This is a genomic window from Pedobacter sp. Bi27 (assembly GCF_918698255.1).
In the GTDB taxonomy this organism is placed as follows: Bacteria; Bacteroidota; Bacteroidia; order Sphingobacteriales; family Sphingobacteriaceae; genus Pedobacter.
Genome location: NZ_CAKKMW010000008.1, coordinates 105,619 through 120,669, shown reverse-complemented (window position 1 = coordinate 120,669; position 15,051 = coordinate 105,619). Strand labels below are relative to the sequence as shown.

At 39.0% G+C, this 15,051-nt stretch carries 15 protein-coding genes; 5 read left to right on the top strand and 10 right to left on the bottom strand.

The window, feature by feature from the left end; translation table 11 throughout:
• Window positions 1-95 precede the first annotated feature (95 nt).
• The gene (locus LQ227_RS22385; RefSeq protein WP_256449200.1) at window positions 96-1,022 is read left to right on the top strand and encodes a GDP-L-fucose synthase; all 927 of its coding nucleotides are present in this window, start codon (window positions 96-98) and stop codon (window positions 1,020-1,022) included.
• A 53-nt stretch (window positions 1,023-1,075) separates the two neighbouring features.
• On the opposite strand, the gene LQ227_RS22380 is transcribed toward LQ227_RS22385, so the two are convergent.
• The gene (locus tag LQ227_RS22380) at window positions 1,076-2,203 is read right to left on the bottom strand and encodes a glycoside hydrolase family 130 protein (protein ID WP_230143316.1); all 1,128 of its coding nucleotides are present in this window, start codon (window positions 2,201-2,203) and stop codon (window positions 1,076-1,078) included.
• 232 nt (window positions 2,204-2,435) lie between these two features.
• Between LQ227_RS22380 and LQ227_RS22375 the strand changes: the two genes are divergently transcribed.
• Entirely contained in the window at window positions 2,436-3,368 is a 933-nt protein-coding gene (locus LQ227_RS22375) for a hydrogen peroxide-inducible genes activator (protein ID WP_230143314.1), read from the top strand.
• 273 nt (window positions 3,369-3,641) lie between these two features.
• Here the strand turns inward: LQ227_RS22375 and LQ227_RS22370 are convergent, their stop codons facing one another.
• The 5 genes from LQ227_RS22370 to LQ227_RS22350 form a co-directional block, all read right to left on the bottom strand.
• The gene (locus LQ227_RS22370; protein WP_230143312.1) at window positions 3,642-3,881 is read right to left on the bottom strand and encodes a hypothetical protein; all 240 of its coding nucleotides are present in this window, start codon (window positions 3,879-3,881) and stop codon (window positions 3,642-3,644) included.
• A 39-nt stretch (window positions 3,882-3,920) separates the two neighbouring features.
• Window positions 3,921-4,382: a hypothetical protein gene (locus LQ227_RS22365; RefSeq protein ID WP_230143310.1), complete on the bottom strand. Its 462-nt coding sequence runs from the start codon at window positions 4,380-4,382 to the stop codon at window positions 3,921-3,923.
• Window positions 4,383-4,479: 97 nt separating this feature from the next.
• Window positions 4,480-5,088, bottom strand: coding sequence for a superoxide dismutase (locus LQ227_RS22360; RefSeq protein ID WP_230151191.1), 609 nt, complete (start codon window positions 5,086-5,088; stop codon window positions 4,480-4,482).
• 251 nt (window positions 5,089-5,339) lie between these two features.
• The gene (locus tag LQ227_RS22355; RefSeq protein ID WP_230143308.1) at window positions 5,340-5,807 is read right to left on the bottom strand and encodes a nucleoside deaminase; all 468 of its coding nucleotides are present in this window, start codon (window positions 5,805-5,807) and stop codon (window positions 5,340-5,342) included.
• Window positions 5,808-6,099: 292 nt separating this feature from the next.
• Window positions 6,100-6,435 (bottom strand): tRNA-binding protein, encoded by a 336-nt coding sequence (locus LQ227_RS22350; RefSeq protein ID WP_057930747.1) that lies wholly within the window; start codon window positions 6,433-6,435, stop codon window positions 6,100-6,102.
• Between the two features lie 191 nt (window positions 6,436-6,626).
• Here LQ227_RS22350 and LQ227_RS22345 point away from each other — a divergent pair, with 191 nt between their 5' ends.
• The 3 genes from LQ227_RS22345 to LQ227_RS22335 all read left to right on the top strand — a co-directional run bounded on the left by LQ227_RS22345 (window position 6,627) and on the right by LQ227_RS22335 (window position 11,476).
• Window positions 6,627-8,111 (top strand): xylulokinase, encoded by a 1,485-nt coding sequence (locus LQ227_RS22345; protein ID WP_230143307.1) that lies wholly within the window; start codon window positions 6,627-6,629, stop codon window positions 8,109-8,111.
• Window positions 8,112-8,182: 71 nt separating this feature from the next.
• On the top strand, window positions 8,183-9,514 hold the full coding sequence (gene xylA, locus LQ227_RS22340; protein WP_230143305.1) for a xylose isomerase: 1,332 nt from the start codon (window positions 8,183-8,185) through the stop codon (window positions 9,512-9,514).
• 285 nt (window positions 9,515-9,799) lie between these two features.
• Entirely contained in the window at window positions 9,800-11,476 is a 1,677-nt protein-coding gene (locus tag LQ227_RS22335) for a sodium/sugar symporter (RefSeq protein ID WP_230143303.1), read from the top strand.
• Window positions 11,477-12,026: 550 nt separating this feature from the next.
• Here LQ227_RS22335 and LQ227_RS22330 read toward each other — a convergent pair.
• The 4 genes from LQ227_RS22330 to LQ227_RS22315 form a co-directional block, all read right to left on the bottom strand.
• Window positions 12,027-12,407 (bottom strand): hypothetical protein, encoded by a 381-nt coding sequence (locus LQ227_RS22330; RefSeq protein ID WP_131029427.1) that lies wholly within the window; start codon window positions 12,405-12,407, stop codon window positions 12,027-12,029.
• A gap of 1 nt (window position 12,408) precedes the next feature.
• Window positions 12,409-13,644, bottom strand: coding sequence for an ABC transporter permease (locus tag LQ227_RS22325; protein ID WP_230143302.1), 1,236 nt, complete (start codon window positions 13,642-13,644; stop codon window positions 12,409-12,411).
• 88 nt (window positions 13,645-13,732) lie between these two features.
• Complete coding sequence (locus tag LQ227_RS22320; RefSeq protein ID WP_230143301.1) at window positions 13,733-14,371, bottom strand: MBL fold metallo-hydrolase; 639 nt, start codon at window positions 14,369-14,371, stop codon at window positions 13,733-13,735.
• Between the two features lie 51 nt (window positions 14,372-14,422).
• Entirely contained in the window at window positions 14,423-15,010 is a 588-nt protein-coding gene (locus LQ227_RS22315) for a gliding motility lipoprotein GldD (protein WP_230143300.1), read from the bottom strand.
• Between the last annotated feature and the right edge of the window lie 41 nt (window positions 15,011-15,051).

The window sequence follows — 15,051 nt, the reverse complement described above, 5'->3', positions numbered from 1 at the left end:
AATACAATTAAATCAATAATCGAAGTTTCTTTTGCCAGAAAGATTAATGTCATTCTTATTTAGGAATCGTATTTTTGTAACCTATAAAAAATACCGTGGAAAAAAACGCTAAAATATATGTTGCAGGTCATCGTGGTATGGTGGGTTCGGCCATTTACCGCAAACTGCAAAAAGAGGGTTACGAGAATATTATAACCAAAACTTCGAGCGAGCTAGATTTACGCAACCAACAGGCGGTTACCGATTTCTTTGCAGCAGAAAAACCAGATTACGTATTTCTTGCCGCAGCAAAGGTAGGTGGCATTGTAGCTAACAATACATACAGGGCCGATTTTCTCTATGAGAATTTAGCCATACAAAATAATGTGATCCATAATGCTTATGTAAATGGCGTTAAGAAACTCATGTTTTTGGGGTCGAGCTGTATCTACCCTAAAATGGCCCCACAGCCTTTAAAAGAAGATTACCTTTTAACCGGAACTTTAGAGCACACCAATGAGCCTTATGCAATTGCAAAAATTGCAGGGATTAAAATGTGCGATGCCTACCGCGATCAATATGGCTGTAATTTCATCTCTGTAATGCCAACAAATTTATATGGCTTTAATGACAACTATCACCCTCAAAATTCACATGTTCTACCTGCTTTGATCCGTAAGGTACACGAGGCAAAAGCAAATAACGAAAAAGAGATTGTGGTTTGGGGATCCGGTTCGCCGATGCGCGAATTTTTGTTTGCAGATGATCTGGCAGACGCCTGTTATTTCCTGATGCAAAACTACAACGAACCGCATTTGATCAATGTTGGTACCGGGCACGACTTAACCATCAAAGACCTGGCTTTATTAATCAAAGACGTATTGGGCTTTGAAGGCGAATTGGTATTCGATGCAAGCAAACCCGATGGAACACCGCGTAAATTGATGGACGTAAGCAAACTTCATAATTTAGGCTGGAAACATCAAATAGAACTTCGCGAAGGTATTGCGCTGGCTTATCAGGATTTTGAAAGCCGTTACTAAATGAGTTTTACAAGGGTGCGCAGGATGTTATTCTGCGCAATTTTATTTATGGCTTATTTTTTAGCGGCAGGATCATAAATGGCTACTGCTACCCGGCTGTCGGCACAGCCATAATATAAAAACCATTTCTCTTTGAAATAAACCAGCCCCTCGATAAAAACTGTACCTGACGGGTATTGCCCGCTTTTTTCGAAAGGCGCAGTAGGTACGAAAAAAGGTTGATCAAGCCGCGCGATCACTTTTGAAGGATGCTTCAGGTCGAACAACACCTGCCCGGCCGAATAGGTATTGGCTACATAATTGGTATCTCTTTCTGTATCGCTCCTGTTTTTACCATTATATAAAACTAAAATACCCTTATCGGTTACAATTGCCGGCGGACCGCACTCGGTCAGGTCACTATCGAAATATTTTTTCCTGGGTTTCACAATTAAATCTAAATCTCCTTTTGCATTTAAAGCTGGCTCCCAATTGATAAGATCGACTGAGGTAGCAATATTCATGAAACGTTCACCCCAGTACATCGTATATTTGCCATTTATTTTGGCGATCACTTGTTTTCCATTTTCCACCTTGGTTACAATCGAACCAGATTTGCATTTGAGATTTTGAAATTTTCCATTGTAGGCCCTACTAAACGCAGGGCCGTGTTTGGTCCAGTGTTTTAAATCTTTGGAAGTGGCTACAGCCAGACGGAATATATTTCTGTTCCATTGGGTATACAGCATTACGTACATACCCTCTGCGGTAACCGCAATTCGCGGATCTTCGCAGCCACCCGGCCATTCGTACGCTTTTTGATTATCTTCATCAGGGTAGAGCACAGGCGCTGGATTGCGCTTCATTGTAATGCCATTGGTACTTTCAGCAATACCTATTCTGGAAGTACGCATGCCAATTCCATTACCTGACCTATCTTCTCCGCGATAGAGCAGATATACCTTATTTTTGTATACAGTAGCAGCAGGATTAAATACATCGCCCGCTTCCCACGCTATTTTTTGTTTACTCATCGGGTCGAAGAAAACACTTTCAGCTTTTGGCGAAATAATGGGATTAACATTTTCCGGGCGTATAAATGGCCCTAACGCCCAATCGGAAAATTGGTTTTGGGCATTTGCCGCAAAGGCCAGCGGAAGAGAAATAACAAGAAGGACAAAGCGTAAAGCAATTCTGTTCATAAAACTAAAATACCTAATTAATCTCGAAAACCGGTGATGATTTGGATTATCGCTAATTAAATCAATCCTACATAAATATTTTATTCAACCTTTTGTTTAAATGTCTCATTTTAACGGAGAATCTTATTCATCCAAATCATTCACAACTCAATTACCCATCCATCAGTGCCTCAAATATTTTTTATTATAGTCAAAATTGATATATTTGGAATTATAAATAAATTTTAACTATATGACTTTAGTTCAGCTAGAATATATTGTTGCTGTAGATACTTACAGAAGTTTTGTTACTGCAGCGGATAAATGTTTTGTAACGCAGCCTACCTTAAGTATGCAGGTACAAAAGCTGGAGGAACTGATCAGCGTTAAAATTTTCGACAGGAGCAAACAACCAGTAAGTCCGACCGAAATTGGTGCCCAGATTATTGCCCAGGCCAGGATTATTTTACAGGAAAGCGGAAAAATAAAAGAACTGATCAGCAGTCAGCAGCAGGATGTTCTAGGGGAATTAAGAATAGGTGTTATCCCAACTGTTGCACCGTACCTGCTTCCCGAAGTAATTTCTGCCATGCTGGATAAATATCCTGAATTAAAACTTTTAATCTGGGAATATACCACCGAAGATATTATTCACCACCTCAAAACAGGTGTACTGGATTGTGGTATTTTAGCCACGCCACTTACCGATCCAAACATTACCGAAATCCCGTTATACTACGAAAACTTTGTGAGCTATATCAGCAAAAATAGCAAGCTTTATAAAAAGAAGGCCGTTGATGCCGAAGATTTGAATGATGAAAACATCTGGCTTTTAAACGAAGGTCATTGTATGCGCAATCAGGTATTGAACATTTGTCGCTCTACAAAAAACAATAGATTACAGGGACTGGAATACAATACAGGCAGCGTAGAAACGCTGGTTAGAATGGTCGATTTAAACGGTGGCGCAACATTATTGCCCGAGCTGGCCATAGCAGAATTAAATGCAAAACAGACTAGTAAAATCCGTCATTTTAAATCGCCCGAACCTGTGCGGGAGATCAGCCTGGTAACCCATAAAAACTTTATTAAAAAACGGATGCTTAATGCTTTAAAAGATGAGATTTTAGAAATTATCCCAAAAGCCATGAAGCAAAAGAAGAAAAAAGATATTGTTGGGATTTAGTTCTTCTTGCGAAGTTTAAAAGGGCGAAGCGATGGAAAAGCTTCGAAAGCTTTTAAATGTGATCGTCATTGCGAGAAGGCTTTTTCAGCCGACGAAGCAATCTTACAACGATCGCTAGTAGCGTGTGCACTAAGATTATTCATTTTTGCAGCTGTTTTTAAAGGTATTCATGAACTCAATCGTTCGGTTATCTTCGTATCTCGCAATGACGGCTTTAGAGCTGTATTTTAATGATAATCATTAAGAGCCCTAAATCAATAAAAGAAGAATCATTTAAACTTCGTGAATTAGCTCACGGTCTTTATCTACATGATCGGCCAACTTATAGCCTGATGTAGCGGGGTTTTTATCCTCCAAAAAGATCAAAACAATTAATGAAACGATAGGAATTAAAAAGGAAATAAAAAACCAGAACCAGAAATTCCGGCCTGTGCGCTTAGCCAAAAAACCTGCAAGTAACTGTGGCGACAATAGTAGTCCGAGTACAATAGTGCCTACGATTATCTCTGGCATTTGTTATTGAATTAATCGATTGCAAAAGTGCTAGCTTGCTTAAAGATCTTGTTTTTGTGCCGGAGGTGCAGATAACAATCCTTTAATATCGCTCTCCACTTCTTCCTCTTCGCCTTTTTTCTTTTTCTTGTTTTTTGCTTTAAGCCCTTTACCGCTTAAACGCTCTTCGATAATTTTATCATATTCCGTTTGTTGCTCTGGCCTTAAAACATTGCGGATATTTTTTGAGGTTTCGTTCTGTAGCTTATAAAATTTATCTACATCCTCTTCACGTGAGTTGCCTGCCTGTTGCCTTTTGATTAAATCTGCCTGTTCTTTCGCTTGGTTATAGGTAAAGCTGTAAATTACGCTTTTTTGGGTTCCATTTAATTTTAATCGCTTATCCAGATCCTCCACATTCTTCTGTGCAATTTCCCCTGGAGTAGGTACTTTATTTTGCTGTGCACGCACCAATCCATTTACACCAACAATAACTAAAAATAAAATTACAAGCCTTTTCATTTCGAACATTTTATATCTGCGAAGTTACTTAATTATCTTAAAACAAGAAAGTCCCGATTTGCATCGGGACTTTCTTAAATTTTATTGAATGTTTAGCTTATAAAGCTTTTTTGTAAAGCTCAGCAACTGCATCCCAGTTAATTACATTCCAAATTGCCGCTAAATAATCAGGGCGTTTGTTCTGGTATTTTAAATAGTATGCATGCTCCCAAACATCGATACCTAAAATTGGTGTTCCTTTAACTTCAGCAACATCCATTAAAGGGTTATCCTGGTTTGGCGTAGAAGAAACCTGAAGTTTTTTATCAGCACCAACTGATAACCAAGCCCAGCCAGAACCAAAGCGGGTAGCACCAGCTTCTTGTAATTTAGTTTTAAGATCAGCAAACGAACCAAAAGTTTCGTTAATTGCTTTAGCTAAATCGCCAGCTGGCTCACCACCTTTATTTGGACCTAAAATGTTCCAGAACAAAGAGTGATTATAGTGACCTCCACCGTTGTTTCTCACAGCAGCTGGGAATTTTGAAATGTTTTTTACAATTTCCTCGATACTAGAAGTCGCTTCTGGCTTACCTTCTAAAGCTTTGTTTAGGTTGGTAACGTAAGCCTGATGGTGTTTATCATGGTGGATTTCCATGGTAGTTTTATCAATATGCGGTTCTAATGCATCGGTTGCGTAATGTAACGCAGGTAATTCAAAAGCCATAATGTTTTATGTTTAAAGATTTAAAAATGTTTCTTGTAGCAAATATAACATTAGAACGTTAAGATTTGTTCATGTTATTATCATCAAATCGTTTTCTGCGCTGTTGTTGTAAAGTTGGAAAGGTTTAAAAGCTGTAAGCTTCAGGACAATAGCCAACAGTTTTAATGAAAAATTAACTTTTTAGTCGATAGTTGATGGTCGATAGCAAAATAGCCCGTTTCCCTATGAACTACAAACCATGAGCCATTAACTCATCTTTTCTTTGCAAAAAAGTCCCTCATCAATATTGCACATTCCTCTGCCATTATCCCTCCTTTTAACACCGTTTTTGGATGGAGCAGATTCGCGTTTTTGGAGATAAAGCCTCTTTTTTCTTCTCTGGCACCATATACAATGCGGCCAATCTGTGTCCAATAACTTGCACCGGCACACATTACACAAGGCTCGATGGTTACATATAGGGTACAATCCCTTAAATATTTCCCGCCTATCGTTTGCGCTGCAGAGGTAAACGCCTGCATTTCTGCATGTGCAGTAACATCATTAAAGCGTTCGGTTAAATTGTAGCCACGGCCAATAATCCTGTTTTTACTAACCACTATTGCGCCGATTGGAATTTCATCTTCAGCTAAAGCTTTTTTTGCTTCTTCCAAAGCCAATTTCATGTAATGGATATCCTCTTTTTCAGGGTCGGTATTTTCGAAGTTGTAAAAACTCATGTGACAAATATAGGGTAAGACTTCCTAAGTTTCCAAAGGTAACAGTCAGGCGAAACTTTGGAAGTCTATAGGTAAACTTTTTCTGATTAGGTTTTTGGAGCGCAGTTACAGTGCTAATCCGTTACCTCAGTCCTGCTTTTCGTTACAAGTCCTCATTCGTACCTCACTCCGGTCTTTTCACTCCAATCAGGGCTATTGAACAAAAGCCTGTGCTAATAGTAAGCAAATAAAGTGCAGACTTCAGAAGTTCCCAAGGGCAGAGGGCCAGAAAAACTTCGGAAGTCTACAAGCGTTACACCAGTTTACTCCCATTAGGAACTTTACTTTGTACTGCAGTCAATACGATATCACCGTTTTCGTCGGCAAAACCGGTTACCAAAAATTCGGACATAAATTTTCCGATCTGTTTTTTAGGGAAGTTGATTACCCCTACAATCTGTTTCCCTGGTAATTCGTCTAAAGAATAATGTTTGGTAATCTGCGCACTACTCATTTTAATGCCGAATTCGCCAAAGTCTACCTTAACTTTATAGGCAGGCCGCCGGGCTTCAGGAAATTCGAAAGCCTCTAAAATGGTGCCTACCCTCAGTTCTACTTTTTCGAAATCATTCCAGGTAATCTCTTCCATAACTTAATTTTAATGTAACGGCAAAAATATAAATTATTAAAATAATTCGATTGCAGTTTAAATTAGGAAGAATGTTCAATTCAACCGATTGCACAAAATGGAATAAATGTTACAAAAATTTGCGTTTTATATTTTAAGCACTATCTTTATGCAACCGTTTGCATAGCCAAATATTAAAATAATTTAAAACCATGTATTTATTAGGGATTGATTTAGGAACCTCATCTATAAAAGTTGCAGTTGTTGATGTAGCTTCACAGAAAAACATTGCGACAGCACAATACCCGGAAGAGGAAACAGCAATTAAATCTTTGCAATCGGGCTGGGCAGAGCAATCGCCTAATGATTGGTGGCAAAATGTTCAGCAAGCAATTCTCAAATTAAATTCGACAGGCTTATTTAATCCTAAAGAAATTAAAGCAATTGGCATTGCGTACCAAATGCATGGTCTGGTTGTAGTAGATAAAGACCAAAACGTACTGCGTGATAGTATTATTTGGTGCGACAGCAGGGCAGTTGAGTTAGGCAATGGTGCTTTTGAGGCCATTGGAGAGGAAAAGTCGTTAAAACACCTCCTAAACTCTCCGGGAAACTTTACAGCTTCAAAGCTGGCCTGGGTAAAAGCAAATGAGCCAGAGATCTATAACCACATCGATAAAATAATGCTGCCGGGCGATTTCATCTCAATGAAATTAACAGGAGAAATTACAACAAGTATTTCTGCATTATCTGAAGGCATTTTCTGGGATTTTGAAAATCATGAAATTTCCAAAGATGTAATGGATTATTATGGAATCCCAGGCAACGTTATTCCGCAGGTGAAAGCTTTATTTTCCGAACACGGTTATTTAAAAGCTGATGTTGCAGCGTCTTTAGGCCTGTCAGCCGGTATCCCTGTAGCTTATAAATCCGGCGATCAGCCTAACAACGCGCTTTCTTTAAATGTATTGAAGCCTGGAGAAGTTGCTGCAACAGCAGGAACATCAGGTGTAATTTACGGGGTAAGCAACGATCTTACCTACGATAAACAATCGAGGGTAAATACCTTTGCCCACGTAACCTATTCGGAGGAGAAAAAACACACCGGCGTTTTACTTTGTATCAATGGCACTGGCAGCATGTACCGTTGGGCAAAATACAATTTCGCACCACAGTCTACATATGCTGAACTGAATAACCTGGCGTTAAAAGCACCAATAGGTAGCAATGGCTTAAAAGTACTTCCCTTTGGAAACGGTGCCGAGCGGATGTTAAACAACAAATATACTGGCGCCCAGCTGTTAGGTATCGACTTAAATCTCCACAATCAATCGGATATTTTTAGGGCAGTACAAGAAGGAATTGCCTTTTCTTTCCGCTATGGACTGGATATTATGAGAGAAAACGGCATGAAACCTAAAGTAATCCGTGCCGGGAGGGCCAACCTCTTTTTAAGTGACGTATTTGCACAAACTTTTGTTGACGTTACAGGCATTCCGGTAGAACTTTACGAAAACGACGGTAGTGTTGGCGCAGCCTTAGGTGCCGGGATAGGTGCGGGGATTTTTAAAAGCGCAGAAGAAGCTTTTAACAACCACGAAGTAATTAAAACTTTAATCCCACAACATTCGGCAACATACGAACCCATTTATCAGGATTGGAAAAAAATATTAGAGAAACAATTAGCAATTGGTTAATGATTGACAGTCCATAGCGAGACCGACTATGAACTATTGACCAACAGACCACAACCAAAAAACAAAATAACATGACAAAAGTAGTAACAGGAGCAAAAGAATTTTTTAAGGGCATTGAGCAGATCAAGTTTGAAGGCCTGGGCAGTGACAATCCATTAGCATTTAGATGGTATGATGCCAACAAAGTTGTAGCGGGCAAAACCATGAACGAGCATTTTAAATTTGCCTGCGCCTATTGGCATTCATTTAACGGCAATGGTGCAGATCCGTTTGGTGGCGCAACGCACATTTTCCCCTGGGATGAAAAAAAAGATGCAGTAGAAAGGGCAAAAGATAAAATGGATGCGGCATTTGAATTTATCACTAAAATGCAGATTCCTTATTACTGTTTCCATGATGTGGATGTGGTAGATTATAGCGACGATGTTGCCGAAAACGAGCGCAGATTACAGGCCCTTGTTGAGTATGCCAAGCAAAAACAAGCAGATAGCGGGGTAAAATTACTTTGGGGAACAGCGAATTTATTCAGCCATAAGCGCTACATGAATGGCGCATCTACCAATCCCGATTTCCATGTGCTGGCACACGGAGCTGCACAGGTTAAAGCAGCTTTAGATGCTACCATTGCGCTTGGTGGCGAAAATTATGTGTTCTGGGGAGGAAGAGAAGGCTATATGAGTTTATTGAATACCAACATGAAACGTGAGCAGGAACACTTGGCAAAATTCTTACATACCGCTAAAGATTATGCACGCAAACAGGGTTTTAAAGGAACATTCTTCATCGAACCGAAACCATGTGAGCCTTCTAAACATCAATATGATTACGATGCGGCTACAGTAAAAGGCTTTTTACAACAATACGATCTATTGGCCGATTTCAAATTAAATTTAGAAGTTAACCACGCTACCTTGGCCGGCCATACTTTCCAGCACGAATTACAAGTTGCAGTAGATAATGGCTTATTAGGTTCTATCGATGCAAACCGTGGAGATTATCAAAATGGCTGGGATACCGATCAGTTCCCGAACGATATTAATGAACTAACGGAAACCATGTTGATCATCTTAGAAGGTGGTGGCTTGCAGGGTGGAGGTGTAAACTTCGATGCGAAAATCCGCCGTAACTCTACAGATCCAAAAGACCTGTTCTATGCACACGTTGGTGGCATGGATATCTTTGCAAGGGCATTAATCACTGCAGATGCCATTCTTCAAAAATCTGATTACAAAAAAATAAGAACCGACCGCTACGCTTCATTTGATAGTGGAAAGGGTGCCGAATTTGAACAAGGTAAGCTAAGTTTAGAAGATTTGAGAAATTATGCTGCAGAAAACGGCGAACCAGAGGTACGCAGCGGAAAGCAAGAATACCTGGAAAACTTAATCAACAGGTATATTTAATTTATTTTATATAAAATATAATCTCCGTGGTCTGTGTCTTCACAGACCACGGGCATTTGATTTAATTAGCATGGTCTACGGAGACACAGACCATGGATGAGAAGCGGGACGACCTCCATTAATTTACCCATCCCAGTAGCGTGTGGAAAGTAGAATAGCTGTTGATTTTTAGCAGCCCAAATTAATAAACGTTACTTTAACACTTTTTAATTCAAAAAAAAGCAGAGATTAATTTATGATTTTACTACATTTAGATTTCTAAACCAAATAACCACTATTATATTAATGAAAAACAATTTATTGGACACGAAGGATTACATTGTATTTGCGGTGTACTTCGTTATTGTGGCTGCTTACGGTCTGTACATCTACAATAAGAAAAAATCCGCATCCACAGGCTCAAAAGATTATTTCTTAGCTGAAGGTTCACTTACATGGTGGGCAATCGGTGCATCATTAATTGCATCGAATATTTCTGCGGAACAATTTATCGGCATGAGCGGATCGGGCTTTAAGATGGGATTGGCAATTGCAACTTACGAGTGGATGGCTGCCCTTACCCTGGTTATTGTTGCTGTTTTTTTTATTCCGGTTTACCTGAAAAACAAGATCGCCACAATGCCGCAGTTTTTACACCAACGCTACAACGGAACCGTTGCCATGATTATGGCTGTGTTCTGGTTATTGTTGTACGTAGTGGTAAACTTAACATCAATTCTTTATTTAGGTGCTTTAGCTGTTAGCAGTATCTCTGGATTCGATTTAACTTTCTGTATGTACGCCATTGCGGCTTTTGCCATCGTAATTACACTTGGCGGAATGAAAGTAATCGGTTATACCGATGTTATCCAGGTATTTTTCTTAATTCTGGGTGGTTTGGCCACAACATACCTGGCATTAAACCTGGTTTCTACCCATTACGGAACCTCAGGCATTTTTGAAGGTTATAGCCTTATGACCTCAAAAGCATCAGAACACTTCCACATGATCTTAAAACCTGACAATGAGAATTACATTGATTTACCGGGATTAAGCGTATTGGTAGGTGGTATGTGGATTGTAAACCTTAACTATTGGGGCTGTAATCAATACATCACACAACGTGCTTTAGGTGCAGATTTAAAAACTGCGCGTGGAGGTATTTTATTTGCTGCATTCTTAAAGTTATTAATGCCAATTATTGTGGTATTGCCAGGTATTGCGGCTTACGTACTGTATAAAGACGGGGCTTTTCAATCGGAAATGCTGCAGGACGGAACTGTTAATCCAGACCGTGCTTATCCGGTATTGTTAAACTTATTACCTGCGGGATTAAAAGGTTTATCGTTTGCAGCATTAACTGCAGCCGTTGTAGCCTCATTAGCAGGTAAAGCAAACAGTATTGCAACCATTTTCACATTAGATATTTACAAAAAAGTATTAAAAACCGATGCTTCTGAAAAAAACCTTGTTTTTACAGGCAAAATTGCGGTAGTTGTAGCCATGGCATTGGGCGTTATTATTGCACCACACTTGGGTATCGATAAAAAAGGTGGATTCCAATATATCCAGGAGTATACAGGCTTTGTTTCGCCAGGTATATTTGCCATGTTCATTCTCGGTTTCTTCTGGAAAAGAGCCACTTCAAATGCAGCACTTTTTGCAACGATTGGTGGTTTCGGATTATCGTTATTGTTAAAGGTTCTTCCTACATGGACCGATCTTTCCTGGTTATCGGGAGTAGGCTTCTCGGTTAAAAATGCAACAGGTATTTATGAAATCCCTTTCTTAGATAGAATGGGTATTGTATTCGTATTCTGTATTATCGGTATGGTAATTATCAGCTTGTTTGAGAACAAAAACGGTGTTAATCCAAAAGGACTGGAAATTGATTCGAAAATGTTCAAAACCACAACAGGTTTCGCTGTTGGTTCACTAATTATTATCGGTTTATTGGTAGCCCTTTACAGTATCTACTGGTAGGAGATATTCTTTTATTATAATTTCTAAAGCTTTTCTGGAAACAGGAAAGCTTTTTTGTTTAGGCAAGTTTGGTTAGCGTGTGCATAAAATGGAAAATTGTTAGCTTTCTGGAAAGCAGGTGCAGCAGCATCAATTAATGACAGTCCTGCTCTCCGTTACTTCCGGAGAAAAACCGGAACCACTTCGATCAGGTTTAGGTGACAGAAAAGGTGCAACTATTTACGGTTGCAGGGCGTAGCGAATTGCGCCTATCCTACTAAACCGTTAATAGCAAGTAAAAGCGCTTAAAATTAGCCCTGATTGAAGTGTAAAGCCCGGAACCCGATCCTTCATCGGGTGAGGACTTGTAACGGAAAGCAGGAATGCCGTAACCGATTAGCATTGCAATTGCGCTTCAAGAAAAAAACTATCTTAAAACGCTAGGCTTTCAATCTAACAATTGTCTAAGCTATTTATCTATACCATTGGTTTAGTTCGTGGAGACACGAACCAAGGCGTTTGATCCCGAAGATCCGGATCAGCATGACGATCTCTGTTGGTTTTCGATGAATTACTGTGAACAAGGCCCGTCAGGGATTTCTTTACTGATTTTAAGCACTTTCATCACCACCAGGGTAGAATCGAAATCAGGTGAAACCGTAGCGGTATCAGACTTCGCGAAATAACCTTCTAATTCTACATATACTGGCTCGTAAGGCTTTTCGAACCCCAGGTTACTATAAGAGAGCTCTAAATTTTTTACACTGTCTTTAACCCAATACTCACGCCCATCCTCACATAAGGTAAAAGACTTCATTTCAGGGCCAAAACTATACAAACCTTTAACCGTTTTCAGGTTACTTTTTTCTCCCTCGGCTTTATCGTTTCTACAAGCTGTAGCGGCTACGCCAAGGAGCACAACAAATACAATTGCTTGTTTAAATAACTTCATTTTATATAGTTTGATTAATTTGATCTATCTTTTTAACACTTAAATTGGATGACAAAGCAGATGCCAAAAATGAGAAGATGCCTACTGTAACAAAAACTAAAACAAAATCCTTCCATTTTAATCCGATTGGATAAGAACTTACCAGCGTTTTATTTACTTCATCACCCATTTTGATAAAGCCATAAGTGTGCTGAAAATAATAAAATATGAGGCCGATAATTAAACCCAGCACACAGCCAGACATGGTGATCATCATTCCTTCAAATAAAAATATACGTTTGATTAATTTCTTGCCTGCGCCTAAACTGCTCAGAATGGCTACATCCTTCACTTTATCGATTACTAACATGGTTAACGACCCTATGATATTAAATATAGCAATAATCAGGATAAAAGTAAGAATAATATATACCGCCCATTTTTCGGTATTTAAAATGTGGTAGAGTGATTTATTTTGCTCGGCCTGATTTCTGACTTCATAATCCTTCCCAGCTTTTTCGATTACCTCTTTTTGAAAATCGTCTACATCAACACCGGGCTGGAGATTGATCTCTATTGCAGACACATTTTTCTCTTCGCCTAAAAGTTCGCGGGCAAAATTTAATGGTACAATAATGCCATTGTCGAAATCTTGTTGTACTTCAAAAACACCACTTACCCGAATGTTCTTTACCACAAAATCGTCGGCAGGGTTTAAGCTATTTGCAGCGATATCTTTCTTTGGCGAATAGATTTCCAGTTCTGTAAAGGGATCGACAGTATTTACGGCCAAATAACTCTGCAGGGCAGAACCAATTACCGCATTATCACCGCTTCTGTTGTGCAGTATAAAATGGCCTTCTTTTATGGTACTATCTAATTTAGTGTTCTTCAAATAATCTAAACTTACACCTTTAACCATTCCAACAGCTTGTTTGTTGTTGTATTTTAATAAAGCATTTTCTTGTAGCACCTCGGTAAAAGCGGCAACATCTTTATTTTTTCTGAGCTGATTGAAATAGCCTGTGTTCGGATCAAAAGTTTTCCCCTTAGCCGGTGTAATGGCAATTTGTGGGGTAATGGTATCGAACATATTCAATACTACTGTTTCTAAACCGTTAAATACCGAAAGGATAATAATCAATGCAGCGCTACCCACCATTACACCAACCATCGATATACCCGATATCAGGTTAATGGCATTGGTAGATTTTTTAGCAAAAAGATACCTTTTGGCAATATAAAACGATGTATTCACAGCGGCAAAGATAAATAAAAGGTTGAGGGTTTTAAGGTAAAAGGCTTCAGGTTATAAAGCCTTTAACAATTATGAACCTTTAATCCTGCTAAAAAAATGGGTTATGTTGTTTTTCAAAACCAATGTTTGTGGCTGGTCCATGACCAGGATAAACTTTGGTTTCATCAGGTAAGACAAAAAGTTTATCGGAAATGTTTTGGATTAATTGCTGATGATTACCTCCAGGCAGGTCGGTACGGCCAATACTCCCATAAAAAAGTACATCACCACCTATTAAAATATGATCGGGTGCACTGTAAAAACACAGGTGTGCCGGCGAATGCCCCGGAGCAAAAATTAAGGTCAGTGTACTGTTACCAAAAGAAATAGTCCCTGTTTCGGGCAAAAAGGTATCGGGCAGAGGAGATACATCATAACGGGTAAAACCCATTGATGGTGCATAACTAGGAACTGCATTTAAAATTGGCAGTTCGCCTGCATGAAACTGCGGTTTTAAGCCGTAGGTTTCGAACACAAATTTATTGCCGAAAACATGATCGAGATGACAATGTGTATTGAGTAATAAGACCGGTTTTAACCCTTCATTTTTAATGAAAGCCGCCAATTCATTTTGCTCAAAACCTTCGTACATGCCCGGATCGATAATGACACATTCTTTGGTTTCATCAAAAAGTACATAGGTATTTTCGCTGTAGGCATTAAATGCGAAGGTTTTTATTGTAATCATAAAAATTTTAAAAAAATCCTGTTTCCAAAAGCAGGATGACAAAATAATAAATCAATTTTTCCACCTAAAGGTAGAAATCAAGGTATCGATATCCTTTTTAATAAATTTAACAACGGGTTCAATAGAGTCGTATTGTGGGCGTTCATTAAAATATAAAGCTCCTCTGAAATAATGTTTGGCACTATCGGTTAAAAAAAACTGAACTGATGATGCGGTATTTCCCTCTATGGCGTAATAAATACCGTAAACTTTATGATCGGGATAATTGATGAGTTTTTGATCAATCGCACTGGCTTTTATGGTATGTTTAAAAGCCAGTTTTCGGGCATCTTCTACCATTTCATCATACTCGCCTTTACCCGAAATATCGTAATACGTTAAATGCAAAAAGCCGTTAAACTGCTTAAAGTGTAAATTGTACCAGTTTTTTTGGGCATCGCGGCTTTGATCTTGTTCTACCGCAGCATAAGTTGGGTATTTAAAAGTAAAAGGTACAGGCTTGGTAAATACAGTATAATCTTTTTTAGGGAATACGATCCTATAGTAAGCTTTCGGCTTTGGGCTATAATCGTGGTTCTGACAAGCTGTTAGAAACAAAAGCAGTACAAAGGGAAGGCAGATCAGTTGTTTTAGTTTCATAACATTTTATCAAAGATTGCGTCGTCGTTCCTCCTTGCTAT